The 25,685-nt window shown below is 49.5% G+C and carries 24 protein-coding genes; 12 read left to right on the plus strand and 12 right to left on the minus strand.

The window, feature by feature from the left end; all coding sequences use genetic code 11:
- Positions 1-515 precede the first annotated feature (515 nt).
- The 9 genes from MEALZ_RS06155 (at position 516) to MEALZ_RS06195 (ending at position 7,708) form a co-directional block, all read left to right on the plus strand.
- Positions 516-1,775, plus strand: a complete 1,260-nt coding sequence (locus MEALZ_RS06155) for a formylmethanofuran dehydrogenase subunit B (RefSeq protein WP_014147750.1) — start codon at positions 516-518, stop codon at positions 1,773-1,775.
- 309 nt (positions 1,776-2,084) lie between these two features.
- Positions 2,085-3,743 (plus strand): formylmethanofuran dehydrogenase subunit A, encoded by a 1,659-nt coding sequence (locus MEALZ_RS06160; protein WP_014147751.1) that lies wholly within the window; start codon positions 2,085-2,087, stop codon positions 3,741-3,743.
- Positions 3,744-4,073: 330 nt separating this feature from the next.
- Complete coding sequence (locus tag MEALZ_RS06165) at positions 4,074-4,301, plus strand: DUF4160 domain-containing protein (RefSeq protein WP_014147752.1); 228 nt, start codon at positions 4,074-4,076, stop codon at positions 4,299-4,301.
- Positions 4,294-4,563, plus strand: a complete 270-nt coding sequence (locus MEALZ_RS06170) for a DUF2442 domain-containing protein (protein WP_014147753.1) — start codon at positions 4,294-4,296, stop codon at positions 4,561-4,563. Before MEALZ_RS06165 ends, MEALZ_RS06170 begins: the two co-directional genes overlap by 8 nt.
- A gap of 119 nt (positions 4,564-4,682) precedes the next feature.
- Positions 4,683-4,910, plus strand: coding sequence for a DUF433 domain-containing protein (locus tag MEALZ_RS06175; RefSeq protein WP_014147754.1), 228 nt, complete (start codon positions 4,683-4,685; stop codon positions 4,908-4,910).
- Complete coding sequence (locus MEALZ_RS06180) at positions 4,910-5,245, plus strand: DUF5615 family PIN-like protein (RefSeq protein ID WP_014147755.1); 336 nt, start codon at positions 4,910-4,912, stop codon at positions 5,243-5,245. The genes MEALZ_RS06175 and MEALZ_RS06180 overlap by 1 nt, the downstream gene beginning before the upstream one ends.
- Positions 5,246-5,292: 47 nt before the next feature.
- The gene (gene fhcD / locus MEALZ_RS06185) at positions 5,293-6,189 is read left to right on the plus strand and encodes a formylmethanofuran--tetrahydromethanopterin N-formyltransferase (protein ID WP_046061407.1); all 897 of its coding nucleotides are present in this window, start codon (positions 5,293-5,295) and stop codon (positions 6,187-6,189) included.
- Positions 6,186-6,998 carry a formylmethanofuran dehydrogenase subunit C gene (locus tag MEALZ_RS06190; RefSeq protein ID WP_014147757.1) on the plus strand — a complete coding sequence of 271 codons (813 nt, stop codon included), beginning with the start codon at positions 6,186-6,188 and terminating at the stop codon, positions 6,996-6,998. Before fhcD ends, MEALZ_RS06190 begins: the two co-directional genes overlap by 4 nt.
- Positions 6,999-7,033: 35 nt before the next feature.
- On the plus strand, positions 7,034-7,708 hold the full coding sequence (locus MEALZ_RS06195) for a PIN domain-containing protein (protein WP_014147758.1): 675 nt from the start codon (positions 7,034-7,036) through the stop codon (positions 7,706-7,708).
- A gap of 559 nt (positions 7,709-8,267) precedes the next feature.
- On the opposite strand, the gene MEALZ_RS06200 is transcribed toward MEALZ_RS06195, so the two are convergent.
- From MEALZ_RS06200 to MEALZ_RS06210, 3 genes are all read right to left on the minus strand, one after another.
- Positions 8,268-8,783, minus strand: coding sequence for a DUF2380 domain-containing protein (locus MEALZ_RS06200; RefSeq protein WP_014147759.1), 516 nt, complete (start codon positions 8,781-8,783; stop codon positions 8,268-8,270).
- Positions 8,784-8,855: 72 nt separating this feature from the next.
- Entirely contained in the window at positions 8,856-9,434 is a 579-nt protein-coding gene (locus MEALZ_RS06205) for an ANTAR domain-containing response regulator (RefSeq protein ID WP_014147760.1), read from the minus strand.
- Between the two features lies 1 nt (position 9,435).
- Entirely contained in the window at positions 9,436-10,914 is a 1,479-nt protein-coding gene (locus tag MEALZ_RS06210) for an MFS transporter (RefSeq protein ID WP_014147761.1), read from the minus strand.
- Positions 10,915-11,753: 839 nt separating this feature from the next.
- Here MEALZ_RS06210 and nirB point away from each other — a divergent pair.
- The 3 genes from nirB to MEALZ_RS06225 are packed head-to-tail and all read left to right on the plus strand — an operon-like array spanning position 11,754 to position 15,564.
- Positions 11,754-14,309 (plus strand): nitrite reductase large subunit NirB, encoded by a 2,556-nt coding sequence (gene nirB, locus MEALZ_RS06215; protein WP_014147762.1) that lies wholly within the window; start codon positions 11,754-11,756, stop codon positions 14,307-14,309.
- Between the two features lie 2 nt (positions 14,310-14,311).
- Positions 14,312-14,638: a nitrite reductase small subunit NirD gene (nirD, locus tag MEALZ_RS06220; RefSeq protein ID WP_046061025.1), complete on the plus strand. Its 327-nt coding sequence runs from the start codon at positions 14,312-14,314 to the stop codon at positions 14,636-14,638.
- 8 nt (positions 14,639-14,646) lie between these two features.
- Positions 14,647-15,564 (plus strand): PhzF family phenazine biosynthesis protein, encoded by a 918-nt coding sequence (locus tag MEALZ_RS06225; RefSeq protein WP_014147764.1) that lies wholly within the window; start codon positions 14,647-14,649, stop codon positions 15,562-15,564.
- 451 nt (positions 15,565-16,015) lie between these two features.
- On the opposite strand, the gene cynS is transcribed toward MEALZ_RS06225, so the two are convergent.
- The 9 genes from cynS to MEALZ_RS06270 all read right to left on the minus strand — a co-directional run bounded on the left by cynS (position 16,016) and on the right by MEALZ_RS06270 (position 25,632).
- Positions 16,016-16,495 carry a cyanase gene (cynS, locus tag MEALZ_RS06230; RefSeq protein WP_014147765.1) on the minus strand — a complete coding sequence of 160 codons (480 nt, stop codon included), beginning with the start codon at positions 16,493-16,495 and terminating at the stop codon, positions 16,016-16,018.
- 123 nt (positions 16,496-16,618) lie between these two features.
- Positions 16,619-18,421 carry a bifunctional protein-serine/threonine kinase/phosphatase gene (locus MEALZ_RS06235; RefSeq protein WP_014147766.1) on the minus strand — a complete coding sequence of 601 codons (1,803 nt, stop codon included), beginning with the start codon at positions 18,419-18,421 and terminating at the stop codon, positions 16,619-16,621.
- A gap of 64 nt (positions 18,422-18,485) precedes the next feature.
- Entirely contained in the window at positions 18,486-19,295 is an 810-nt protein-coding gene (locus MEALZ_RS06240; protein ID WP_014147767.1) for a formate/nitrite transporter family protein, read from the minus strand.
- 434 nt (positions 19,296-19,729) lie between these two features.
- Positions 19,730-21,673: a TIGR00341 family protein gene (locus MEALZ_RS06245; protein ID WP_014147768.1), complete on the minus strand. Its 1,944-nt coding sequence runs from the start codon at positions 21,671-21,673 to the stop codon at positions 19,730-19,732.
- A 52-nt stretch (positions 21,674-21,725) separates the two neighbouring features.
- Positions 21,726-22,139 carry a TM2 domain-containing protein gene (locus MEALZ_RS06250; RefSeq protein ID WP_014147769.1) on the minus strand — a complete coding sequence of 138 codons (414 nt, stop codon included), beginning with the start codon at positions 22,137-22,139 and terminating at the stop codon, positions 21,726-21,728.
- A gap of 110 nt (positions 22,140-22,249) precedes the next feature.
- A complete protein-coding gene (locus tag MEALZ_RS06255; RefSeq protein ID WP_014147770.1) occupies positions 22,250-22,693 on the minus strand; it encodes a universal stress protein in 444 nt (147 codons plus the stop codon).
- Between the two features lie 24 nt (positions 22,694-22,717).
- Entirely contained in the window at positions 22,718-23,212 is a 495-nt protein-coding gene (locus tag MEALZ_RS06260; protein ID WP_014147771.1) for a hypothetical protein, read from the minus strand.
- Between the two features lie 3 nt (positions 23,213-23,215).
- Positions 23,216-25,099 carry an ATP-binding cassette domain-containing protein gene (locus MEALZ_RS06265; RefSeq protein WP_014147772.1) on the minus strand — a complete coding sequence of 628 codons (1,884 nt, stop codon included), beginning with the start codon at positions 25,097-25,099 and terminating at the stop codon, positions 23,216-23,218.
- An 8-nt stretch (positions 25,100-25,107) separates the two neighbouring features.
- Entirely contained in the window at positions 25,108-25,632 is a 525-nt protein-coding gene (locus MEALZ_RS06270) for a YcxB family protein (protein WP_014147773.1), read from the minus strand.
- Positions 25,633-25,685 lie beyond the last annotated feature (53 nt).

Consider the following 25,685-nt stretch of genomic DNA (forward strand, 5'->3'; position numbering starts at 1 on the left):
TCCATGGGGGCTTGGCGGCAGCTAAGCGCCAAGGATGGCGTGAATGCAGATTTTGCAGGAGCAAAAATCTGCCCCTGCTGCCGATATCCTCGCCAAGCATACCCCACACCCTTTTTGATCGCCAAATTGGGAATTGCTGCGCTAAAACCGAAAATTGAAGGGCGATGGGTTTATACTGTGAGATCGCCGTAATCTGCAATGAATATTCGTAATTTCGATCGATATTTTAACGTAACTCGATATTGAAGGTTCGAAAAAGTATTCAAGAAGATTTTAAACGGATAATGGTGAGGTCATGTCGTGCTTTCAAAGTTGATTGATTTTTCGGGCTCTTAATCTAATGGTTGTCTGTATAGGATGAATGAAAAATTCTAAGCAGGAAATGCCGGGTGAAACGGGACAGGGCCGTTATTTCGGGTTAAAATGCTTGCTATTGCTGTAGTGTCGGTTCGCGCTAATCGTTTAATCGGCATGGCTAAATCTAAATCAATCAAAGATATAAAGAGGAAACGCGCGTGACTGAAATTACCGAAGTGCCCAGTCCTTTTTGCGGTATTGGAACCGATGATCTAACAATCAGTGTCGACGGTTTGTCGTTGAAGGTGCTTAGCAACGGCTGCGCGGTCAATACCCCTGCATTTGAACAAGTCATTACCGACTTTAAGCCCAGAGTCGACGGGAAGCAAGTCGCTCTTGAGCATGCTGTGGCTAAGGCCGTTGAAATATTGCAAGATTCCAATCAGCCTATCATCGGGGGGGGTGCGACCGATGTTAACGGTATGCGCGCGTTGCTGGCGTTGGCCGACCGTTGCGGCGCGGTGGTCGATCAGATGAACTTCAATGCATCAAGACGGAATTACTTGGCGATGCAAGATTCCGGATGGATGACGACAACGCTGGCCGAGGTCAAGAATCGTTGCGATTTACTGTTGGTGGTCGGTAAAGATTTGGAAAGTTTTGTGCCGCGTTTTTTCGAGCGTTATCTTTGGAACCAGGAGTCGATGTTTCTGGAAGATACCGCTAACCGAGAGGTGATTTATTTAGGCAAGGCCCCCTCCGGCACTGCTCAGGTTTCGCCAAACGGTAAACAAGCGCAAGTATTGACTTGTGCCGATGCCGATTTGCCCGAGGTTGTAGCGGTATTGAGAGCTCTAGTCAAGGGACATAAGATCGTTATCGATTCGGTGGGAGGTATTAAGGTTTCCGACTTGCAGACCGTGGCCGAGCGTTTGCAAGCTGCGAAATACGGCGTCGTGACTTGGGCAGCGTCCTCGTTGGTTTTCGATCAAGCCGAACTTACTGTCCAATCGATTTGCGAGTTGATCAAGGATATCAACGATCAGGGAAGCCGTTGTTCCGGTTTGCCGTTGAGCGGCAAGGAAGGCGACCTGACAGCCAATCAAGTTGCCGGATGGATTTCCGGATATCCGGCACGTATTAGCTATGCAAAAGGCTATCCCGAATACGATCCTTATTTGTACGATAGTAGAGCAATGATCGAGAACGGTGAGGGCGACGCTTTGCTGTGGGTGCAAGCATTCAATAGCAAAGCAATACCGCCTGTTACCGATGTGCCGACCATTGTCTTAGGCCGTTCGGGCATGCTATTCGATAAAGAGCCGGATGTTTATATTCCGCTTGGCACTCCGGGTATCGATCATGCCGGCCACGCTTATCGCGCCGATAGCGTTGTGGCGATACGTCTGAAAAAATTGCGCGATTCGGAGCTGCCCGCTACGGCTGAAGTTTTATCGGCGATCGAGCGAGCGCTATAGATTAATTATTATACCTTTCGTACTTCAAATTTCGGCAGTGCTTAAGGAGGCACCTCGGTGCCGAATTTTGATCTACGATGGGTATATCTCGGGCAGGGCGCGGAAAAAATAAGAATACGAGATTGTTGGTAGGATAGCGTCAGACATTTTGTTTTACGGTCGTCATTGCATATGAAACGATCGTTTGGTTTTTTAACCATCAACTCTCTGCGCCTCAGCGCCTTGGCGCGATAATGATACAATTCAACCTAATAATCCGATGTCTATGTGCTTCGATGTACTGCTCATCTCTAATCATTTGGAAAAGCTATGCTGATTAAATTAACAGGTGGAACGGTTTATGACCCCGCCGGCGGAATCGACGGCCAAAAACGGGATATTTATATTCAGGACGGTCGCATCGTCGATAAACCTGCGGCCGATCTCAAAATCGATCAAGAATATGATTTAACCGGTAAGGTTGTGATGTCCGGTGCGATCGACATGCATACGCATATCGGCGGCGGTAAGGGCAATATCGCGAGAATCTTGTTACCGGAAGACCACCGCTCAGATCCGGTTATCCGCACCGATTTGACGCGTTCCGGAAGCGGTCATGCGATGCCGAGTACTTATGTCACCGGCTATCGTTATGCCGAGATGGGCTATACGGCCGCATTCGAACCGGCGGTGTTACCGGTTAACGCCAGACAGGCGCACATGGAAATGGGCGATATTCCGATCCTCGACAAAGGCGGTTACGCGATGCTCGGCAGCGACGACTACTTGCTGCGCATGTTGACTGCAAAAAAAGATCAGAAAGCGGTTAACGATTATGTCGCATGGACGCTTCAAGCGTCCAAATGTATCGGCATTAAAGTCGTTAATGCCGGCGGTATCAGCGCGTTCAAGTTTAATCAGCGCAAGCTCGATCTCGACGAAAAAAATGCGCATTACGACGTGACGCCCAGGCAAATTCTGCAAACCTTGGCGACTGCGGTCAAAGAATTAGGCGTTCCGCATCCTTTGCATGTGCATGGTTGTAATCTGGGCGTGCCGGGCAATGTCGACACGACGCTCGATACGATTCAAGGCGTCGGCGGCCTGCCGATGCATTTGACGCACATTCAGTTTCATAGCTACGGCACCGAAGGCGACTTCAAATTCTCATCGGGTGCCGCGCAAATCGCCGAAGCGGTCAATAAGCACAAGAACATTACGATCGATGTCGGGCAAATTTTGTTTGGGCAGACCGTTACGGCTTCGGGTGATACGATGCGTCAGCATGCGAACCACAAGCACGCGCATCCGAACAAGTGGGTGTGCATGGATATCGAATGCGATGCCGGCTGCGGCGTCGTGCCGTTCAAATACAGGGACCAAAATTTCGTCAATGCCTTGCAATGGGCGATCGGTCTTGAAATTTTCTTGCTGGTCGACGATCCGTGGCGTGTATTTTTGACCACCGACCATCCGAACGGCGCGCCGTTCACGACCTATCCGCATCTGATTCGTTTGCTTATGGATAAAAGCTTCCGCAACGATATGCTCGCGACGATTCATCCGGAAGCGCAAAAAATGACGACGCTGGCATCGATCGACCGCGAGTACACGCTGAACGAAATCGCGATCATGACCCGCGCGGGCGCGGCTAAGTTGATCGGCCTTAAAGATCGCGGCGGCCTGACCGCTGGGAATTGGGGCGACATTACTGTTTATACCGAAAACGCCGATCGGCAAAAAATGTTCGAAAAACCGGATTACGTGTTCAAGGACGGTGAGATGGTCGTCAAAGATGGTCAGATCGTCCATGTAAAATGGGGAACGACACATGTTGTCAAACCTGATTATGACGCGGCCGTCGAAAAAGATCTCAAGTCTTATTTCGACCGATATCTGACGATGAAAATGGGCAATTTCAAAATCAGCAACGACGAATTTACCGAGGACGGGCGGGGAAGTTTGACGGTGCATCCGTTGCAGGTGTGACGAAGCTGTTTTTCGCATCGCTGATTCCCATGCTGGATCTTGGAAATCAGCGTATGGACTACGAGACTACTAGCTGATGCCTGTTATACTCATCGTATATCAAAATTCGGCGCAGGGGTGTTCGACAAAGGGCGCCGTGAACCCAGCACCTAAATTATCCAAGATAGTTAACCATAGCCAATGGGCTATGGAATTTAGGTGCTGGGTGAATACGTCCTTGTAGGCTCTATGCCAGCTCCATGCTGGCAAAGCCTTTGTCGAACACCCCTACGCCTCCTCGGACATTGCCGAAATTTGAAGTGCGAAAGGTATATTTCCATTTACATCCGGATGTATCACGATGATCACAATCCACCGCAATTTCACGCTGAGTATCAAGGTCATCAGGCGTTAATTGCGATCGAAAGCGGTGAGGTGCTTGAAGGCCGTTTGCCGAGTAAAGCATTAAAACTGGTTAGAGAATGGGCGAAAGAGCATCAGGAAGAATTAATGGCGGATTGGCAGTTAGCCATTCAGTTAAAGCCGTTGCAGCGTATAGCCGGAGCCGATAATGATTAAAATCGTCAAAGCCAAATATATTGAACATAAAACCATACGCTTGTGGTTTTCCGATCAAACCGTCGGCGATTACGATTTGCAGCTTCTGTTGGACAAACAAACTGAGTTAGTCATTCCATTACAAGATGAAGGTTACTTTAAACGATTCTTTATAGAGCTAGGGGCATTATGCTGGAAAAATGGTTTGGAGCTCAGTCCTGGAAATATACATAACAAACTCAAGCAGCAAGGTAAGTTGCAGCGTGATTTGAAGGCTGCTTGAGGTAGAGTTAATTGGACAACTCGCAAAATTGGAACATATCAGCGTTTCCGCGGCATTATCAAACGAAAATAGATTGATAACAGCCGTAGAAGAAATAAACAAAAAATCCGGAGATACCTATGGCTATAGATTATCGCAGCATCATTACTATCGAACCCGGAAAGCGAGGTGGTAAGCCTTGTATTCGCGGGTTGCGGATTACGGTTTACGATGTTTTGGGATGGCTTGCGGAGGGTATGAGCGAAGTGGAAATTTTGGACGATTATCCTGAACTGGAGTCAAACGATATAAGGGCTTGTTTGGCTTTTGCAGCCGAACGTGAGCATAGCTTAGCGGCAATTATTTAATGAAGCTGCTGTTGGATGAAAACTTGTCGCGCCGTGCAGTGGCCTTTTTAGTTGAAGCATATCCTGAATCCACACAAGTTGCGATATTAGGTTTGGAACGCGCCAGTGACTGGGAAATTTGGGAATATGCCAAAACCAACGACTTTGTTATCGTCACGAAGGACGCTGATTATTTTGAAATGTCGAATCTTTACGGTCAACCGCCTAAAATTGTTTGGCTGAAAATAGGCAATCAGTCCAAAGCGGCGATTATCAATTCTTTGTTGACTAAAAAGGACGCGATAGAAATGGCATTGATCGACGAAAACAAGGCCTGCATCGAGATATACCGATAACGTCAACACTTTACTTACTTTCAAATATTTAACCATGTGTACCCATGATGATTATTAACGGCGTAACGATAGACAAAACCTTTGCCGAAGCCTTTCCGATGAAGGCGACGCGCGCGATCATCACCGCGCAAAACGAAAAATGGGCGATGATCTCGGCACAGGCGATGACCGGTTTCGCGACTTCGGTCATCGCTTGCGGCTGCGAGGCCGGCATTGAGCGTGTGCTCGATCCTTCAGAAACACCCGACGGACGCCCTGGCGTCTCTGTGATGATCTTCGCGATGGGCGGCAAGGGCCTTGCGAAACAATTGGAAACGCGCGCCGGGCAATGCGTGCTGACTTCGCCGACTTCGGCATTGTTCGCCGGCATTGAAAGCGACAAACCGATTCCGCTGGGTAAAAACCTGCGCTATTTCGGCGACGGTTTCCAGATTTCCAAAGTCATCGGCGGTAAACGCTATTGGCGCGTGCCGGTCATGGACGGCGAGTTTCTGACCGAGGCGACGACAGGGCAGGTCGATGCGGTCGGTGGAGGTAATTTCTTGGTATTGGCCGAATCGCAGCCGCAAGCGTTGGCGGCCTGCGAGGCCGCGATCGAGGAAATGCGCAAGATTCCGAACGTGATCATGCCGTTTCCGGGCGGCGTCGTTCGCTCCGGATCGAAAGTCGGTTCGAAATATAAGGCGCTCGGCGCATCGACCAACGATGCTTTTTGCCCGACACTGAAAGGCATCACCAAAACCGATTTGTCGCCTGAAATCGAATCGGTGATGGAAATCGTGATCGACGGTCTAACCAAGGAAGACATCGACAAGGCGATGCGCGTCGGCATTCAGGCGGTCTGCGACTTGGGTGCCGCGAACGGCATCAAACGCATCAGTGCCGGCAATTACGGCGGTAAACTCGGCCCCTTCCATTTTCATTTACAGGAGATCATGGCATGACTGCGTTAACCTTCACGCTGAAACAGCGACCGGCTCAGCGCGTCGATTTGTCGCCCCTGGTTTGTCAAAAACTGGCGGGGTTATCGCCGACCGAGATTGCAGCGCTCGAGCTCGATAGCGGCAAGCGCAAAATTCGCGTCGACGAACTATTCACGATTGCCGGTTACGATACACAACAGATTGTCATCAAGAACAGTTATGCCAAGCTCGATTTTATCGGCAAAGAATTAACGGAAGGACAGATCCGTGTCGAAGGCGATGTCGGTGCTTATCTCGGCCTGGGCATGAAGTCCGGTACGATTACCGTCAACGGCAACGCAGGATTATTTGCGGCTTGCGAAATGAAAAAAGGTTTCGTTCAGATCAACGGAAACACCGGCGATTTTCTCGGGGCGGCCTTGCCCGGTAACAAAATGGGCATGAAAGGCGGCACCGTTTTGGTTAAAGGCAACGCCGGCGAGCGGGTCGGCGATCACATGCGCCGCGGCGTCATTTTGATCGAAGGCAATGCCGGCGATTATTGCGGGTCGAGAATGACGGCCGGCACGATCGCGGTAATGGGAAAAACCGGACGCTATACCGGTTTTGCAATGCGCCGAGGTACCTTATTGCTCTGGAATAAGCCCGAACTGCCGGCGACCTTCAACGATTGCGGCTCGCATACGTTGGCGTTTTTGCCGATGCTGTTCGCGTCGTTCAGATCGTTTGATTCGAAATTTGCAGACCCTGCGGCGGTCTTTAATCGTGTCCGGCGTTACGGCGGCGACATGGCTGAAATGGGGCGCGGTGAAGTGTTGGTCAGGCTATGACGATGTAAAACGATGAACTGAAGAGGCCGGCAGACATGAACGAGAGCATTTCGGACAAGGAGGCGGTCAAGGATGACGAAGATGCGGATTACGCGGCCCGCGTCTTGTTGATCGACCTCGAAAATTGTCCGAAACAAGTTTATCAGTTGATGGAAGATTTAGCCGCCTATACCCACGTCGTGATTTGCTATGCGCAGTGCGGCGCGCGCGTTCCGCTCGATTGGATCGTGCCGCTGACCGCAACGGTCAATCAAAATCGTCTTAAAATCATTAAAATGCCGAACGGCGGCAAGAATTCCGCCGATTTCGGCATCACCTTTTGGGCCGGCGCAATGATGGCCCAGCTCCCCGAAAATACCCATTTCGATGTCGTTTCCGACGACAACGACCTCGATCATGCGGTTAGCCTGTTAATCAGCCAGAACCGGAGCGCGCAACGTATCGGTGTCAAACTCGAAAATATGCCGGGCTTCGCACCGAAAAGCCCTGAAGTCTTGGTACAAGAGTTTTGCGCGCATTTGATCAAGCACAGTCGAAGCCGGCCGGTCAAAAAAGAAACCCTGCTCAACAGTATTCGCAGTAAATTTAAGAATAATGTGGTTAATGAGGGGGATTTATTCGATGAGTTGATTCAACAGAAGGCTATAGAGATTAAGGATAATAAAGTCACTTACAATCAAACTAAAATCGAAGTGTTAGCGACTGAATAGTCGCTCTTTACCTTTGCCGGAAGGGGTTTGTATACTCATCGTAGATGAAAATTCGGCCTCGGGGCGCCCGTCAAAGGACGCCGTGAATACGTCCATGTAGGCTCTATGCCAGCTCCATGCTGGCAAAGCCTTTACCGAGCACCCCGAGGCCTCCTCCGGCACTGCCGAAATTTGAAGTGCGAAAGGTATAACCCCGTCCGGAAAGTTTCGACTATGCTCAAAGCAAACAAAAAACGTTTGGGGCGGGTTGAATAACCCGCCCCGCGCCAGCATTAGTGCGCGGGGCGTACTCAACCTGGTTTTTCCCAGCAGGACGGGGTTTGCAACCCCGTCCTAACGTTTTGACTTTGGCCGAAGTTAGCCGAAATGTTTAGGGCAAACCGAAACGTTGGGGACGGGTTAAATAACCCGTCCCGCAGAAGTGGCTACGACTGACCACTGCTCGGACAATTGTCTTCAGCAAGCTGAAGCATCTTGCTAATCAGGAAAAACGTTTGGGGCGGGTTAATAACCCGCCCCGCGCCAGCATTAGTGCGCGGGGCGTACTCAACCTGGTTTTTTAGTGGGATTGAGACAGGCGCTTTAAATCTTTGTCGATCGCTTTAGCCAGGGTTTTTACTGTTTTATTGGTTTGGAATCGATTGGGTCCTTTGGCTTCGAAAGTGTAATCGGCAATCAGTTTGCCGTCTTCGACTCGTATCAAATGTCCCATGATATAAGCAAACAAGAAACTCGGTTTATGAAGTCTACCGACTAGAATGTAGTCGGCGCCGAATTGCTTGCCAAGTTTCGCGGCCACATCATGGTGATCGAATAGATATCCGGTTCCGGCATCGGCCTGTTGTTGGGATGCGAAGTCGGTTTCGACTATGTCATTCCCTAATGTGGTTAATTCGGCTTCAAGTTGAGGCTTGATCGAAGCGGTGCGCTCCTGTTCCTCGGGGATGCCGGGAGCCAATGTGAGGTCTTTTAGTTCGAAAACCAAAACGGCAATTCGAGATTCCGCTAAGGCGCTCGTTCCGAATATCATCAGGAAAAAAGCGGCAATGAGGCGAGCATCAACAGAGTTTTTCATCGGCTTTCTCGTTCGTGATTGATAAGAGAAAGACAGTCTACCCGTAAATCGAAACGATAGAAAGCGTGATCGTTACTTCAATAAATCCGCCATAGAAATGACGTTTTTAGCCATTTCGCCGATCGAAATATTCCGGTCCATCGCCAGTTTTCGCAGCGCATGATAAGCCTGAGCTTCGTCGAAGCCTTGCGATTTCATTAGAATCCCTTTTGCTCGGTCGACCGCTTTTCTTTCTTCCAGTTGCGATTTGGTTTTTTTCAATTCTTCCTTGATGGCGTTTTGCTCTTTGAATCGAGCCACCGCAATATCGATGATGGTTTTGATGCGTTTGGGATCGAGCCCGTCGACGATATAAGCGCTGACGCCGGCCTTGATGACTTTATCGATCGTGTCGCTATCTTGATCCTCGGCAAACAGGATCACCGGCGCCGAATGGCTTTGATTGATCGTCAATATGGCATCGAGTATCTTCGGTGTCGGGGTATAAACATTCAACACCACGATGTCCGGCAATAAATTTAATACCAACGAATTTAAATCGATAGTATCGAACGGAAGACAAGCGGTTTCGAAACCATGCTTTTTCAGGGTTTTCTCGAGTAGTTTTTCGCCTTGAATTTCATCGGCGATTAAGACTTTCAGAGCTTGCATGTCAATCCAGTTCGATTTTCACTAAAGTGCCGTCAGGCATGATTTCGGTAATGAACTCTTTAGGCTCTTCGAGGCGGCGCGCCAAGATTGCCGATGCCAGTGCGCAAACTGCCAGAATGATGAAAAACGTAGATGGTGCGACATGGCCCATTAGCGCTAAAAAAAAGATGGCTCCGGCATTGCCGTAAGCGCCGACGATGCCGGCGATCTGGCCGGTCATGGGTCTTTTGATCAAAGGTGCGATGGCAAATACCGCACCTTCGGCGGCCTGAAGAAATATCGAACACAACACCGTCATTGAAATAGTCATCAAAATGGGCCAATCGCCGGCAATAAAGGACATCAAGTAATAACCGAGCGAAGTGCCGGCTAGAAACATCGTCAGCGAGAGCTTGCGGCCGATTCTGTCGCTAAGCCAGCCGCCGGCCGGGCGGGCGATAAGATTCATGACAATGAAGCTCGATGCCATCAGGCCTGCATCGATCATCGAGACAGCTTGGGTTTCGCGGTAAATCGTAAAGAAAAACATCGGCAGCATCGATACCACGGCTAATTTGGAGCCGAACGTCATCAAATAGGCGACGCTAAGGATAGTGATTTGTTTGAATGGATAATGGTGAATGCTGTCGATCGGACGACTGAGCCGTTCCGCATTGATGTCGACGATTTGACAAGCTTGAAAAAAGAAAAGGGCCCAAATAATGATGTTAATCGCAATGACCCAGGGTGTGCTAAGTAAATCGGCTTCCGGTGTCGATAGCTGCCAAGTGAGCAGAGACATTGCGGTATAAAGCGGTACGGTCGTGCAGATGTAAAGGAATAGATCTTTTATCGAAGTAACCTCCATTGCGCCCGAACGTCTAGGTTTCAAATAGGGCACGTCGGGCGGCGTATCCTCGACATTCCGGTAATAGATGAGCGCATATGCTAGCGACAAAATACCGGTTACCGCAATCGCATAACGCCAGCCGTTTTCGGCGCCGAAATATAATGCCAGTCCCGGTAGCAGGATGGTCGCGGCGGCTGAACCGAAATTGCCCCAGCCCCCGTAGATGCCTTCGGCAACGCCGACTTGCCGAGCCGGAAACCAATCGCCGATGATGCGAATGCCGATCACGAAGCCCGCGCCGATAAACCCCAAACAGAAGCGCGCCCAAGCTAATTGTTGAAACGATTCAGCCATCGCAAAGGCGAAGCAAGGTAGGCTACTCAGTGCCAGTAGAGTGCTGTAACTGATTCTTGCGCCGAAGCGGTCTACGACCATGCCGATGATGATGCGAGCAGGAATGGGCAGCGCAAAATTTAATAACAGCAGAATGTTGACTTCGGATTCGGTGAGATTCACAGAATCCATGATCATCAGCATCAGAGGGGCGTGATTGAACCAGACGACAAAGCTGATGAAAAAAGCCGTCCAGGTCAAATGCAGTATTTTGATTTTTCCGGAAAAGCCGAGTAACTTGAGTTGTAGTATGGACATTAGCTGGTTTTACTGTGAAAGTTCGTAGATTTGGAGTCATTATCTAATTTTTCGATATAAGAAGCTCGGCAGAGAAAATACCGGTTCCGGAGAGGGTGCGGTTGCTCGATCGACAGGCGTCGGCGGCAGGGCAGATTTTTGCTCCTGCAAAATCTGCATTCATGCCATCCATGGCAATCAGTCGCCGCCGTCGAGCCTACACGGACGTATTCACCCAGCACCTAAATTCCATAGCTCGTTAGCTATGGTTGACTATCTTGGATAATTCATCCAGCACCTAAATAAGCCATGATTTTGAATCATTGCCAAAGACCTATGGAATTTAGGTGCTGGATTTAGGTGCTGGGTTCACGGCGTCCTGTCGGGCGAGTGACCGCGCCCTCCCCACACAGAGAACTTTCATTTGCCGGGGCGATGGTCGGGCCTTCATGAGAGTTACGGTGACCGAGAGGTGAATAGTGCTCAATTTAATGAATCTAGCAATTAATATGCCGATTTATGTTTTGGTGTCGCACGCTTGTTCATCCGGTTGCGGATAAATATATTGCTTTATATTGGTGCGGAAAGTTAACGCTATTCACCGAATGTGTGCGATGAAAGCGGTAACTTAATGATTATCGAATTCGAATTGACTAATTAATGGTTTGTTAAAACCAGTTAAATCAAGGCTTCGCGAAAGTTGCTTGAAAACATGGCATTCATATTGCTTTATCATTAGCAAGACTCCTAACGGAGTACCGATTTTGTTGGGGCATTGGCGTCCTGTTCGAGTGATTCGTCACATCGACTGGACGCCTTTTTTTTGCCTAAAATTTAGATACAGAAAACCGAGGTTGCCGATGAGCAAGAAACAAACATTAGTCGTGATTGGTAACGGTATGGTCGGCCAAAACTTTTTGGCCGGACTGGCGAGTAGTGGCGCGAAGGAACATTTTGAGATCGTCGTGTTTTGCGAAGAGCCCAGGCCGGCTTACGACCGGGTTCATCTGTCGGCGTTTTTTTCCGGCAAGACCGCACAGGATCTATCGATGGTCGAGGAAGGGTTTTTCGAACAACACGGCATCACCGTGCACTTAGGCGACAGAGCAAAATCGATAGACCGTAGCGCTAAAACAGTGCTGTCGGAAAATGGCGTCCGGATCGCTTACGACAAAATCGTGTTGGCGACCGGGTCATACCCGTTCGTGCCTCCGGTACCGGGGCACGAACGCGATCGTTGCCTGGTTTACCGAACCATAGAGGATTTGGAAGCGATTGAAACTGCGGCCGAACAATCCAAGGTCGGCGTCGTGGTCGGCGGCGGCCTGCTCGGACTGGAAGCCGCCAAAGCCTTGAAAGACTTAGGCTTGACCACGCATGTCGTCGAATTCGCGCCGCGCCTGATGGCGGTGCAATTGGACGACGGCGGCGGCGCGTTGTTGAAGCGCAAGATCGAAGCGCTCGGCGTGACCGTGCATTTAAATAAGAACACCACCCTGATCGACGACGGCGAGAGTTGCTTGCATAAAATGAATTTCGCCGGCGGCGATGCGCTCGAAACCGACTTGATTTTGTTTTCGGCCGGTATTCGTCCGCGCGACGATATCGCCCGGGACTGCGAATTGGAGGTCGGCCCGCGCGGCGGCATCGTGATCGACAATCAATGCCGGACCTCCGATCCGGATATTTTCGCGATCGGCGAATGCGCCTTGTGGAATAACCGAATATTCGGCCTGGTCGCGCCGGGATACGCGATGGCGCGCACCGTCGTCTCGGTGCTCGAAGGCGGCGACAATTATTTTACCGGCGCCGACATGAGCACCAAGCTGAAGCTGATGGGCGTCGATGTCGCGAGCATCGGCGACGCGCATGCGCAGACGCCGGGCGCATTGGTCTACACTTATCAAAACGGCGATAGCGAAGTCTACAAGCGACTCGTGGTCAGTGCCGATAAAAAAAGGCTGTTGGGCGCGGTGCTCGTCGGCGATGCTTCGGGTTACGGAACTTTGCTGCAATATTGCTTGAACGGCATCGAACTGCCGGAAAATCCCGATTCGTTGATTTTGCCGCACCGTTCCGACGAGTCGGTCGGCCTCGGGCCCGATGCACTGCCGATGTCGGCGCAAATTTGTTCCTGTCATGACGTCGACAAGGCAACGCTTTGTTCGGCGATCGAAGCCGGTTGCAATACGGTATCCGCGCTCAAGTCGGAAACCAAGGCCGGAACCGGTTGCGGCGGTTGCGTACCGCTGATGAAATCGGTCATGGAATGCGAATTGGCCAAACTCGGCATCGAGGTCAGTACCGATATTTGTGAGCATTTTCCGCATACCCGGCAGGAGTTGTATCATTTGATCATGGTCGAGGAAATCAAGACCTTCGACGAATTGATCGAAAAACATGGGCGCGGCCGCGGCTGCGAAGTTTGCAAACAAGCGGTCGGCTCGATTCTGGCTTCTTATTGGAATGACTATATTCTCAAGAAAGAGCATATCGGTTTGCAGGATACCAACGATATTTTTCTCGCGAACATGCAAAAAGACGGCACCTATTCGGTAGTGCCGCGCGTGACCGGCGGCGAAATACAGCCTGACAAATTGATCGTGCTGGGGCAGGTCGCTAAAAAATACGGTTTGTATACGAAAATTACCGGCGGTCAGCGGGTCGATCTATTCGGCGCCCGGGTCGAGCAATTGCCGTCGATCTGGCGGGAATTGATAGATGCCGGTTTCGAAAGCGGTCATGCTTACGGCAAATCGCTCAGAACTGTCAAGTCCTGCGTCGGCAGTACTTGGTGCCGTTTCGGCGTCGACGACAGCGTCGGTCTCGCGATCGAGCTGGAAAACCGTTATAAAGGCCTTAGGGCGCCGCACAAAATCAAATTCGCCGTGTCCGGCTGCACCCGCGAATGCGCCGAGGCGCAGAGCAAGGACATCGGCGTGATCGCGACCGAGGGCGGTTGGAATCTGTATGTCTGCGGCAACGGCGGCATGAAGCCCCGGCACGGCGATTTGTTCGCGACCCAACTCGACAAGGAAACACTGATCAAATATATCGACCGCGTGCTGATTTTTTATGTGCGTACGGCCGACCGGATGCAGCGGACGTCGGTGTGGATGGAAAACATGGAAGGCGGCTTGGATTATTTGCGTTCGGTCGTGATCGAGGATAGTCTCAGCATAGGCGAGGCACTGGAAAAACAAATGCGCCATGTCATCGACACCTATCAATGCGAATGGAAAACCACGATCGAGGACGAGAGCAAATTGAAGCGTTTTCGGCATTTCGTCAACAGCGACCGACCCGACGACAACATCGTGTTCGTCGAGGAGCGCGGCCAAGTTCGCCCTGCCGATGAACAAGAGCGGGAGGCATTGAAGGCCAGGAAGCATTTCAAGATATTGGAGGAGGCATGAGCATGAGCGAATGGATCGATGTCTGCTCGGTCGAAGATTTGCAGCCGGATTCCGGTGTTTGCGTCTGGGCGGATGGCAGGCAAATTGCTTTGTTTTATATGCCGAAGGAACAGGCGGTTTACGCGGTCGATAATTTCGACCCTTTCGGCAAAGTCAATGTATTATCGCGCGGCATGATCGGCGATATCGGAGGTCAGCCGATGGTGGCATCGCCGCTTTATAAGCAGCATTTCAATTTGGAGACGGGCGTTTGCTTCGAGGACGAGACTGTGAAAATCGAAACCTATGGTGTTCGTATCGAAAACCGGCGGGTTGCCGTTAACGTTTAGGGAGATTTATGAAATATCACTATTATATTGCCGACGTTTTCACGAATCGGGTTTTCAATGGCGCGCAGATTGCCGTTTTTCCGAAAGCGGACGGACTCAATGCCGAAAAAATGGCCTTGATAGCCAAGGAACTGAATTTGTCCGAAACCGTCTTCATTTTTCATAAGATCAACGGCGGCAATGTACGAAGAATGCGCATATTTTCGCCGCTGGCGGAGATTCATTTAGGCGGTCATCCGGTCATTGCCGCGGCTTTTGTCTTGGCCAGTTGCGGCGATATCGAATTAAACGAGCCGATTACCCGGGTCGTGTTCGAACAAAATGCGGGGCCTGTCGAGGCGAACATTACGAGTGTCGGCGGTAAGCCCGGTTTTGTGCAATTTACCCGAAAAGTCAGCGCCATTGTCGACCGGTTTGCACCGGGCGATGAAGAGTTAGCCGCATTTCTGGGGTTGGAGCAATCGGAACTCGATCACAAAAAGTATTCGCCAAGACTGGTTTCCTGCGGTTATCCCTATTTGATCGTGCCGGTTTGGAAATACGAGTCGGTACGAAAAGCGCTTTTCAATTACCCCGCCTGGAGCCAATCCGCCGCGCCGCAAACCGCGGCGCAAGAGATTTTGCTATTTGCGCCGAAAACGCCGTTCCCCGATGCCGATTTCAATTTGCGGCTTCTTGGGCCACGCCTTGCTTTAACCGAAGATCCGCCGGTCGGCAATGCGGTGCCGGCTTTTTGTTCGTATTTGTGTTCGTTCGAACATACGCGTAAGGGCACGCACAGTTTTGCTGTGGAACGTGGCGACGAACGTTCGCGACGCAGTGTTATTCGCATCGAAATGGATAACAAAGGCGAGGAATTATTGCCTCTGCGCGTCGGCGGCGAGGCGGTGATGTTCGCCGAGGGGCTAATCGATCTGCCGAAATGAAGGTTTACCCTTAGCAGTGTAGCCCGGATGGAGCGTAGCCCAATCCGGGACGGTCGAAGCCATGTCATTCCCGTATTCCACTATGCTGCATACGGGTTATACTCATCGGAGATCAAAATTCGGCGCCGGGGTGTCCGTCAAAGGACGCCGTGAACCCAGCACCTAAATCCAGCACCTAAATTCCATAGGTCTTTGGCAATGATTCAAAATCATGGCTTATTTAGGTGCTGGATGAATTATCCAAGATAGTTAACCATAGCCAATGGGCTATGGAATTTAGGTGCTGGGTGAATACGTCCATGTAGGCTCTATGCCAGCTCCATGCTGGCAAAGCCTTTGCCGAGCACCCCGGCGCCTCCTAAGGCACTGCCGAAATTTGAAGTGCGAAAGGTATACATGCTGCAACATTACGGTTTGAATAGAGTTGGGTTATAAAGCAAATCTACCTAGCTTACCAAGACTTATAAGGCAAAAACTTGCCGTTCATCGTGATAATAACGCGATCGCCCGCCGGGTTTTCTTCTTTGCCGACCGTCATGCTGAAATCGATCGCGCTCATGATGCCGTCGCCGAATTTTTCGTGAATGATTTCTTTCAAGGTTTCGCCGTAAACGCCGACGACTTCATAAAGCCGGTAAATGAGCGGATCTTGAGGTACGTCGAAAGCCCATTGTTTGTAAGGGAACATTGCCAAGGCGACTTGTACTTCGTTGGGTAGTTCCAGAACGGTGCATAGCTTTTCTGCCAGTTCCGGTTTCATGCTGTTCATGCCAAGGCAAGCCGATGTCAGCCAAACTTCATCGACGCCGATTTGTTCGGCAATGGCTGTCCAGGTGAGTTGCTTTTGTACTTTTGCCGTGATGATCCGATCGGTCATTTGCTCTTTGGTGAGCAAGGAGTCGGCTTTGCAAGATGATGGAGTCGTTTTCATATTAAATACCTCTTTTGCTTAGTAATATGCGCAAAATAACTTCCCGAAATAGTAAGTACTGATGAGGTTCGATGGCTCGCTTAACAGGACGCCGTAAATACATCCTTGTAGGCTTGGCGGCGGCTATCCCTGCCGCCGACACCTGTCAATCGAGCCACCGAACCCCTTTTCGACATTTGAAGAAGTTATTTCACGCTCGTTCCTGAGTTGGATTAATAACGTGACGACGATAATCGTCAATATGAGAGAAATGCTTTTCCAGAAGGTTACAGGGTCGCGCTCTATGAGCGGCGGATGCGTTTTATTTAAAAAAGTTTGATTCGGATAACGCAGGTCGTGAACAAATTCGGATAATGCTTCATATCGCTTGTAGGGATTCGGGTGGACGGCTTTCTTGATGGTATCATCGATCCAGGCCGGAATTGCCCGCTCATTGTTCAGGATGGAGTAATAGTTCAATCGATTTTGAGCCGCTTTCGTCTTACATTTGGCCACTTGAGTACCATAAGGCAGATTACCGGTCAGCATTTGATAGGTTATGACGCCTAACGAAAATAAGTCCGAGCGGGGCGTTCCATTTTCGCCTAAAAAATATTCGGGGGCGCTATACGGAGCGGTGCCGAGTAATGGGTGCCGTTCGATGGGGCTGTTCATTTCCGTCAGTCCTGCAACTCGAGTCGAGCCGAAGTCGATGATCTTTACCGTGCCGGAGCTATCGATCATGATATTTTCCGGTCTCAAGTCCTGATGGACCATTTCAAGTCGGTGAAACGCGCGTAAGCCTTTGGCAATTTGGTCAATGATGCCGCGTACGGTTTCCAGATCGGGTTTCGGGTTATCGATCATCCACTGTTTCAAGGTTAGGCCATCGATGAATTCGGTGACAATGTAGAGATAATTGCGTTTTCGGGTTTGTTCGCAGGGTTTTAAGACATGGGGACTATCGATGCGGCGCGCTATCCAGTCTTCCATGAGAAAATTCTCAAGGTAAGCGGGATCGTTTCGAAGATCGATTGAAGGCGTTTTAATGACGACCGGTGTATTTGTTTCGGTATCCATTGCCAAATAGACATGGCTCCGGTTGCTGTTATGCAGCTCTCTCATGATTTGATAACCGTCGAAAATCATCCTGGCGGTCAATGTCGGCGGAAACGGAAGCTCTGTTATTTGCCGATAAATCTCATCCGCATTTTGATTCGGCAATTCCTCGACAGCGACAATCTGTATCGTCAAGTTATCCGAACTCCCTTGCCGGTAAGCTTCGTTGACGATCATTGTTGCGACAGTAGCTAAATCATCGCCATGCTTCTTGATCGCATTAATGATGAAAACATGATTAACAAATTCATAAACGCCATCGGTCATCAACAAGAAGCGATCGCCCATTTCGATCGGTAGCGCTTGGTAATCGATTTCAAGGTGATGATCGATACCCAATGCACGACTCAGGTAGCTTTTGTCTTGGGAAACCCAAAGTCGATGATCGTTAGTTAATTGCTCCAGATGATTGTCCTGTAATCGATAAATCCGCGTATCGCCGACATGAAAAATATGCGCGGTATTCGACTTGAAAATCAAGGCGCTAAAGGTACAAACATAGCCTCTGTCTTTATCGTAACGATATTGGCTTTGTTGGGTTTGAGCATGCAGCCAGGAGTTGGTTGCAAGCAAGACCCGTTGCGCCGATTTTTTGACCGACCAAGCTTCCGAGGTGCAAAAATAATCTTCTAGGAATCCGGTGACCGCAGCTTCACTGGCAATATGGCTGACAGTGCTGCTGCTGATTCCGTCGGCCATCGCAATGGCAACACCTTTTGAACTCAATTGCGGTTCTTTCGGCATATAGACGCCATGAAAATCCTGATTGATTTCCTTTCGGCCTTTATCGGAATACTGCCCTACGGATATTTTTAGTGTACCGGACATGGGTTTTCGTTTAATGAAGAGTCTCAACCTTAAGCTAAGTTTGAGACTCTGTTAAGGGGGCGAGTTACAGAGCACGCTTCGGTGCGGTTCTTATGTGAGTGCTGTACAGCGTCATGCCGGTAAATGCGAGTCCGCCGACTAGGTTGCCCAGAACCGTGGGTATTTCGTTCCAGATGAAATAGTCCATGATCGAGAAATTACCGCCCATGATCAAGCCGGCGGGAAACAGAAACATGTTCACTACGGAATGTTCGAAGGCCATGCCGAAGAACAGCATGATCGGCATCCACATCGCGATTACTTTACCGCTGACCGTGGTCGATATCATTGCTCCGACCACGCCGGTAGACACCATCCAATTGCATAGCATGCCTCTAGTAAAGATCGTAAACCAGCCGGCGACACCATATTGGGCATATCCCAACGTACGGGCCTCGCCGACGCCGGCGAGTTTTTTTCCGACGGCATTCGGTTCGACCGAAAAGCCGTAGGTGAAAACTATCGACATCAACAACGCCACGGTCAAAGCACCGAGGAAATTGCCGACGAAGACCAATCCCCAGTTCCTGAAAATACCGCCTATTGTCACTCCCGGGCGTTTATCGATCCATGCCAACGGCACCAGAACAAAAACACCGGTCAATAGATCGAAGCCCAGCAAGTACAACATGCAAAAACCGACCGGAAACATAATCGCGCCGAAGATCGGAGAACCGGTTTCGACAGTGATACTGACTGCAAATACGGCGGCTAATGCAAGGATCGCACCGGCCATATAGGCTCTGATCAGCGTATCTCGTGTTGACATATAGACTTTGGATTCACCGGCATCGACCATTTTTGTGACAAATTCCGAAGGGACTAAATAAGACATGGCATTCCTCTGATCAAGTTAAAAAATACGTAACTATTCAGCGCATGCGGTAGGTTGGTGTCAGGCATTGATTTCTAAGGACGCGTGAATACATCCCTGTAAGCTCTGACTGCAACGTCCTGTTGCAGACAGCCTTATAAATCAGTGCCTGACACCTTCTCATACATGACTTATGCTGAATAATTACAAAAACACAAGGCAAAAAAAAGGCGCTTTAATCCCTAGTGGGGTTAAAGCGCCTTTGCTTTAAGAAACTCGAATGAAGATAAGCGGAAATCGTGCCAAGTTCTATTAAAAATATAAGCTATTGATATTATAAATAGTAAATATTAGCTCTTGTTGGGTAAGGGTTGTTTTGTGTCTTTGTGAACCGGTCTGGTGCATTGCGGAGTAGATTTTAGTGCGTCGTCTATGACGTAGCTGCGGAGCGCGGCTTATTGTTCATTTTCATCGACGGCAACGGTTTCCCTAACAAAATGCAAAGCAAAATTGAAGCGGGCAGGCCTACCGAGTTCCGTATGTAAATCGTCCTCGAGCCGAGTAAATACCGATTCGTCCGGTATGGTATTGATGAGTAGATCGGCATTTAGATTGAGCGGTCGTAGCGTATTGACCTTGATATTCCGAAGTTCAAGCCGGTGTCCATTGATTTGATAGGTTTTACCGGCCAGTTGCGTTTTGATATCGGCGATATGCTCCATGGTTTGGAAAGAATAGAACAAAGGCACGGAAATCAATGCCAACAATAGGCTCGATAGCAAAATTCCTTTTCTGGCCCGAGTAAAAGGCGCGAACCCGATAACCATAAATGAGATGAGGGCGGCCATCGTAATTCCGATTAAGTTAGTCAAGAATAAGAGCATGGCGCCAAAAAAAATATCGGATTCAAGCCAACCGATGCCGATACCTGCAACGCAGAGGGGAGGCACCAAGGCGACTGCGATGGCAACGCCCGGCAAACTTTTGGCTATGCTTTCGCGGGCTTGGGCCATCGCGCCGGCGATACCGGAAAAAACCGCGACCAATAAATCCAACGTCGAAGGATGCAAACGGGCTTCGATTTCCGGCGTGGCATCTTTGAAAGGCAGTAATGCCGCCATTGCCGATGAAATCGCAAGCGCGATGCCAATGCCGATCAGCAGCGAAACGATTGATTCTCGAGTCAAGAATTTTTCGGAGCGAAGCAAGCCCATCGACAAAGAAATAATCGGTGCCATCAAGGGTGCCAAAACCATTGCGCCGATAACGACGGATGGACTACTCAGGAATAAACCCAACGTGGCCAGCATGGAACTGAGTACCATTAATAAGACATAGGTACTCGTCGTCCTGGCGTTTTCCTTGAGTGCTAGGAACAAGTCTTTAAAGTCGGATTCGAGCGCATGGGGAAAAAACGGCAAGGTTTTACTGAAATATTTCAGCCGCGCTTCCCCTTGCGGCAGGTTTTCGACATTGAAATTTTCTTTGTCGCCGGATTGCGAGTTGAGCGATCGAAAACTGTCGCCGACGGTGATTTTAAGGGCTGCAGGAACCGTTTCTAACAATAGCTCGCGAGTCGAGACCGGTTTGTGTTCTATCCAAAAGTCAATGTCCTGTTTTGCAGTTATGCGCAAAGAAACGCTTCGAACGAATCCTAGTTGTCTCGGTAGTTGTGCCGAAGCCTGCGGAATAGTTATCGATGTCGATTGTATGTAGCTTAAAATCGATTGCGGTGCAAAGAACACGAACGACAATCGGCCATCTTTAAGCGATGCCGATTCGCCGAAAAGTTTGGCGAATGGATTTCGTTTTGCAAGATCCAATAGATACAAGCCGATGATCGCCGTTTTGACTGATTTTCCTTTCGCGGTTTCTATTTCGATGGCAATCGGTTGTAAGTTGAAGGCATGAATCAAACGCTGACAATAAAACTTTGTTTTCTTGAAGAGATTTCGCGTATTGCCGGCCTCGATCAATTCGGCTAGTGCTGTTTGATTCAACAGGCCGATGCCGCGGCTAATGAATTCTCCGTTGCAGCGGATCAAATCGACCGGAACTATTTCTGTTTCTAATACTAAGGCCAAGCAGTCGTCAAGCTTATTGGGCAGACCGAGATGATCGAAAAATACGGGTCGTAATTCGTTGGGATACGGCAGAAAACTTAGTGCGATGGTTTTATTGAATGCAGCAGTAAGTACGGCTTGAAATTCGGTATGTTTAACCCAAACCAAGGCATGATTTAGATTGCCGTTGACATGCAGTCCGCTAAGGTTCGACATCTTAATCGTGCGAATTGAGATGTCGTTCTCAACAATTAGCGGATGTTGCTTGACTAGAGCCAAATTCTTTTTATCCAACTCATCGGAGTGAATCAGGTAAAGCGGTTTGGGGTCTGTCATTCGATATATACATTTCGCAGGTTAAACGGGGCTAAGCGATTTCAATGATCGTTTATTTCAACGGTCTGCCTTTGGCGTCTATATCGAAATTTTTGCTGAGTAACAAGGCAAACTCGATAAAGCCCCATACCACGCCGAAACCGATGGTCAAAACAGTTACCGCGATTTGAGCAAGACCGATCCAATAATAGCCAAGGTAAAAACGATGTGCGCCAACGCCGCCCAAAAGCAACGCAAGTATTGTTGCCAGCAGTCGAGACTTTACCGGTTTGTGCGGATTGAGATAGGATCCGATTAGCACAACCGATTTGGCTTCGCCTTCTTCCAATTCGAAGTTGATATCGTCGCCCGGCTCCGGTAAGTCGGGTGATTGCCAACTGTCGAGATGAAACTCGTAAAAAGAGTCGCCGCTTTTTATTACGCCGGTTTGTCTGCCGAGGTCAAAACTTTCTATATGTCCGATCATGTTTGTAAAATGAGGTTCAAGGTTCAAGGTTCAAGGTTCAAGGTTCAAGGTTCAAGGTTCAAGGTTCAAGGTTCAAGGTTCAAGGTTCAAGGTTCAAGGTTCAAGGGAGGTTATTCGTCTTTGATGCGTACCGCAAGGACATCGCATTTGGCATGATGTAATACGCCGTTGGCCGTGGATCCTAGCAGCAATGCGAGTCCGTGCCGGCCGTGAGAGCCGACGACGATCAAGTCGACCGCGTTTTCCTCGGCGATTCTGACGATCTCGATTTTCGGGCTGCCTAATTCGAGAAAGCGATTGTTTTCGGGGATATTGAATCGTTCCGCCAGTTTTTCCAGTCGCAATCTGGCCGACTCCATTAATTGTTCGGTTAGGTCTATTTCATAAGGAATAATCGGACCGTTCACGGTGTCGATAATCGGAAGGTTATCGACGACATGCAGCAGGCTTATTTTAGCTTGGTATTTATCGGCCAAGTCGCGTGCACGTTCGGCAATGGCATCGGTATGATCGGAAAAGTCAACCGCGAGCAAGATATGGGTATAATTTTTCATAAAATTTCCATTAGAAGCGCCAGGTTAGGAAAACAGCTGAGCCATGAGCCAATAAGAAGCCATGATATACAAGAATGCGATACCCAGTCCAAAGCTAAAGGATTCGGACAAGGCATGGCTGACTATGTGTCCGGTAATTAGCCAATGCCAGATCATTAACGCGACTAGTGCCGCGAAGGCCAAAAGCGAGACTCGGCCGGTCGTCATGCCGGCAATAATCGGGAGCGCGAAGAAATTGATCAAGGCATCGGTTCCAAATAGTGCGCACGATGTCTGCAAAAAACGGCCGGGTTTTCGTGAAATGAGCAATATGATCTTGGCAAAGGCCAGCAATAATAAGGCGCCGACCGATATCTGTATAATTGCGTTAAACCAACCGCTATCGATATATAGCATCAAAAAGCCCAGAATGGCATAGGCCATAATAGAACTCAGCAGCAAAGCCTGCGAATAAGGAAGGTCTTGCGGGCCTTTCCGAAATCGGCAAAGATCGAAAAATAGCATGACCCATTCGTACATAAGCTAGCCGGCTTCTTCGAGTTTGGTTTCGGCCTCGAGCCATTCCGCTTCGGCTTCTTCAAGGTCCTTATCGATCCGGGTTTTGCGCGCCAGTAGTTGTTTCAAACGCTCTTTTTCCTGGTTTTGATAAACAGCCGGATCGGCTAATTGCTGTTCCAATTCATATTGTTCCCGATGTAGATTTTCTACAGCGAGTTCGGCTTTTTTCAGTGCGTCGAGCAGCGGCTTGTTTTTTTGCCGGCGTTCGGCGTCGAGCTTGCGCTGATCTTTTCGCGAAAGCGATTGATTGGGGACGTCCTCAGGCGGTTCTTCGTTTTTAGTTTGTTCGGTCAGCCAGGAGCGGTAATCGTCCAGATCGCCGTCGAAAGGCCTAACCTTGCCGTCCGCGACTAAAAGGAGTTGGTCGGTGACCGAGCGCAGTAAATGACGGTCGTGCGAGACGATCAGCATGGCGCCTTCATAATCTTGCAGCGCGACGCTCAAAGCGTGGCGCATTTCCAAGTCGAGATGGTTGGTCGGTTCGTCCAGCAGCAATAAGTTCGGGTTTTGATACACCAAAATCGCTAAAACCAAGCGTGCTTTTTCGCCTCCGGAAAAGGGACCGACCGGTTCCAGAACTTTGTCGCCCCTAAAATCGAAACCGCCGAGATAATTGCGTAAATCCTTTTCGGTCGCTTGTTTATCGAGTCTTTGCAGATGCTGCAGCGGACTTTCATCGATTCGCAATTGCTCGAGTTGATGCTGGGCGAAATAGCCGATGTTCAGTGCGTCGGCGATCAGTATTTCGCCGGCCAAAGGCTGCATTTCTCCAGCTAATACTTTGATTAAGCTAGATTTGCCTGCGCCGTTGGGGCCTAATAAGCCGATTCGATCGCCGGGAGCAAGCGTCAATTCCGCACCGTCGATCACTATTGTCGTTCCGTAACCGATGCCGGCCTCTTGCAATTTGAGCAGCGGGTTAGGCATTTTTTGCGGTTTACGGAAACTGAAATTAAAGGGCGAATCGACGTGCGCTTGAGCGATCAATTCCATGCGTTCAAGCGACTTAATTCGGCTTTGCGCTTGTTTGGCTTTGGTGGCCTTGGCTTTGAACCGGTCTACAAAACTTTGAATATGAGCGATTTCGCGTTGCTGTTTTTCGAATGCGGATTGTTGCTGTGCGAGTTTTTCCGCGCGCATTTTTTCGAAAGCCGAATAATTGCCGGTATAGAGCTCGATTTTTTGTTGTTCGATATGCGCGATATGGCTAGCGATGGCATCGAGGAAGTCGCGATCGTGCGAGATCAACAATAGGGTGCCGGGATATTTGCAAAGCCAATCCTGCAGCCAAATGACCGCATCCAGATCGAGATGATTGGTCGGTTCGTCGAGTAGTAAAAGATCCGAACGGCACATTAAGGCTTGCGCCAGATTCAAGCGCATGCGCCAACCGCCCGAAAACGAACCTACCGGGTTTTGTTCTTGATCGGGGCGAAACCCTAATCCGTTCATCAAACGGGCAGCGCGGGCTTCGGCGGTATAACCGCCGATGATATCCAAGGCCGCATGTAATTCTGCCAGTTTTAGCCCGTCGCCGGTTTGTTCGGCTGCGCTTAACTGTTTTTGCAGTCGTCTTAACTCTTGATCCCCATCGATCACGTAATCGATCGCAGAGCAGGCGACTGCCGGCGTTTCTTGTGCGACATGGGCGACTTCGAGGCCCGGCGGCATCGAAAAGTCGCCTTCATCGGTGTGCAACTCGCCCCTCAGTAGTGCGAAAAGGCTGGATTTTCCCGCGCCGTTCGCACCGGTCAGGCCGACTTTTTGGCCTTGATGAATCGTAAAAGACGCTTGGCTGAACAGAACGTTAGGGCCGCGTCTCAAGGATACGTTTTTAAAGTTCAACATGCTTGGGTTTAGCCTTTTCGATCGATCATACTCTGCACTTGTTCAGCAAATTCTTTCAGTTTGCCTTTTTTAACGGTTTTTGCAGGAATGACCAAAGCCGTATTGAGACTAATAAAAATATAGACATAATGATCGCCTTCTTGTTCGACTCGGATCAATTCGTTCCACGGCATTTTGTGTTTGCCGCTCGGCGATATTTCGAGCAAATGATCGGGTTCTATCTTGAGCGTATATCGGCCGAACATATCGGCTTTTTCTTTTTCGGTATAGTTTTTCATGATTTGGCGACGCATGTCGAGCATCATGATTTTCGGCGAGAGCAGCGCCCAAAGGATGGCAATGCTGGAAATATAGGCCGCCGTCATCATATCGCCATAGTACAAATAATAAAAAATACCGATAATCACTAGCGCACCGGGGAAAACTAGCCGGTTTTTACGGATATTATTCAGGACTTCGTCGTTTTGTTGCAGTTGGACTTCGTTGAAATGGATTAAATCCTCTTCACGAAAAATGTATTCAATTTCAAACATGATAATTATTAAAGGTATGTGGTTTGTAAAAAAGAAGCTGATTGAGTCTGGTT

Source organism: Methylotuvimicrobium alcaliphilum 20Z, from assembly GCF_000968535.2.
Classification (GTDB): Bacteria; Pseudomonadota; Gammaproteobacteria; order Methylococcales; family Methylomonadaceae; genus Methylotuvimicrobium; species Methylotuvimicrobium alcaliphilum.

Bases quoted from the DNA above. Each gene is read 5' to 3' on its own strand.
- MEALZ_RS06160 (WP_014147751.1), top strand. From the start codon at position 2,085: ATGCTGATTAAATTAACAGGTGGAACGGTTTATGACCCCGCCGGCGGA.
- MEALZ_RS06165 (WP_014147752.1), top strand. From the start codon at position 4,074: ATGTATCACGATGATCACAATCCACCGCAATTTCACGCTGAGTATCAA.
- MEALZ_RS06170 (WP_014147753.1), top strand. From the start codon at position 4,294: ATGATTAAAATCGTCAAAGCCAAATATATTGAACATAAAACCATACGC.
- MEALZ_RS06175 (WP_014147754.1), top strand. From the start codon at position 4,683: ATGGCTATAGATTATCGCAGCATCATTACTATCGAACCCGGAAAGCGA.
- MEALZ_RS06180 (WP_014147755.1), top strand. From the start codon at position 4,910: ATGAAGCTGCTGTTGGATGAAAACTTGTCGCGCCGTGCAGTGGCCTTT.
- fhcD (WP_046061407.1), top strand. From the start codon at position 5,293: ATGATTATTAACGGCGTAACGATAGACAAAACCTTTGCCGAAGCCTTT.
- MEALZ_RS06190 (WP_014147757.1), top strand. From the start codon at position 6,186: ATGACTGCGTTAACCTTCACGCTGAAACAGCGACCGGCTCAGCGCGTC.
- MEALZ_RS06195 (WP_014147758.1), top strand. From the start codon at position 7,034: ATGAACGAGAGCATTTCGGACAAGGAGGCGGTCAAGGATGACGAAGAT.
- MEALZ_RS06200 (WP_014147759.1), bottom strand. From the start codon at position 8,783: ATGAAAAACTCTGTTGATGCTCGCCTCATTGCCGCTTTTTTCCTGATG.
- MEALZ_RS06205 (WP_014147760.1), bottom strand. From the start codon at position 9,434: ATGCAAGCTCTGAAAGTCTTAATCGCCGATGAAATTCAAGGCGAAAAA.
- MEALZ_RS06210 (WP_014147761.1), bottom strand. From the start codon at position 10,914: ATGTCCATACTACAACTCAAGTTACTCGGCTTTTCCGGAAAAATCAAA.
- nirB (WP_014147762.1), top strand. From the start codon at position 11,754: ATGAGCAAGAAACAAACATTAGTCGTGATTGGTAACGGTATGGTCGGC.
- nirD (WP_046061025.1), top strand. From the start codon at position 14,312: ATGAGCGAATGGATCGATGTCTGCTCGGTCGAAGATTTGCAGCCGGAT.
- MEALZ_RS06225 (WP_014147764.1), top strand. From the start codon at position 14,647: ATGAAATATCACTATTATATTGCCGACGTTTTCACGAATCGGGTTTTC.
- cynS (WP_014147765.1), bottom strand. From the start codon at position 16,495: ATGAAAACGACTCCATCATCTTGCAAAGCCGACTCCTTGCTCACCAAA.
- MEALZ_RS06235 (WP_014147766.1), bottom strand. From the start codon at position 18,421: ATGTCCGGTACACTAAAAATATCCGTAGGGCAGTATTCCGATAAAGGC.
- MEALZ_RS06240 (WP_014147767.1), bottom strand. From the start codon at position 19,295: ATGTCTTATTTAGTCCCTTCGGAATTTGTCACAAAAATGGTCGATGCC.
- MEALZ_RS06245 (WP_014147768.1), bottom strand. From the start codon at position 21,673: ATGACAGACCCCAAACCGCTTTACCTGATTCACTCCGATGAGTTGGAT.
- MEALZ_RS06250 (WP_014147769.1), bottom strand. From the start codon at position 22,139: ATGATCGGACATATAGAAAGTTTTGACCTCGGCAGACAAACCGGCGTA.
- MEALZ_RS06255 (WP_014147770.1), bottom strand. From the start codon at position 22,693: ATGAAAAATTATACCCATATCTTGCTCGCGGTTGACTTTTCCGATCAT.
- MEALZ_RS06260 (WP_014147771.1), bottom strand. From the start codon at position 23,212: ATGTACGAATGGGTCATGCTATTTTTCGATCTTTGCCGATTTCGGAAA.
- MEALZ_RS06265 (WP_014147772.1), bottom strand. From the start codon at position 25,099: ATGTTGAACTTTAAAAACGTATCCTTGAGACGCGGCCCTAACGTTCTG.
- MEALZ_RS06270 (WP_014147773.1), bottom strand. From the start codon at position 25,632: ATGTTTGAAATTGAATACATTTTTCGTGAAGAGGATTTAATCCATTTC.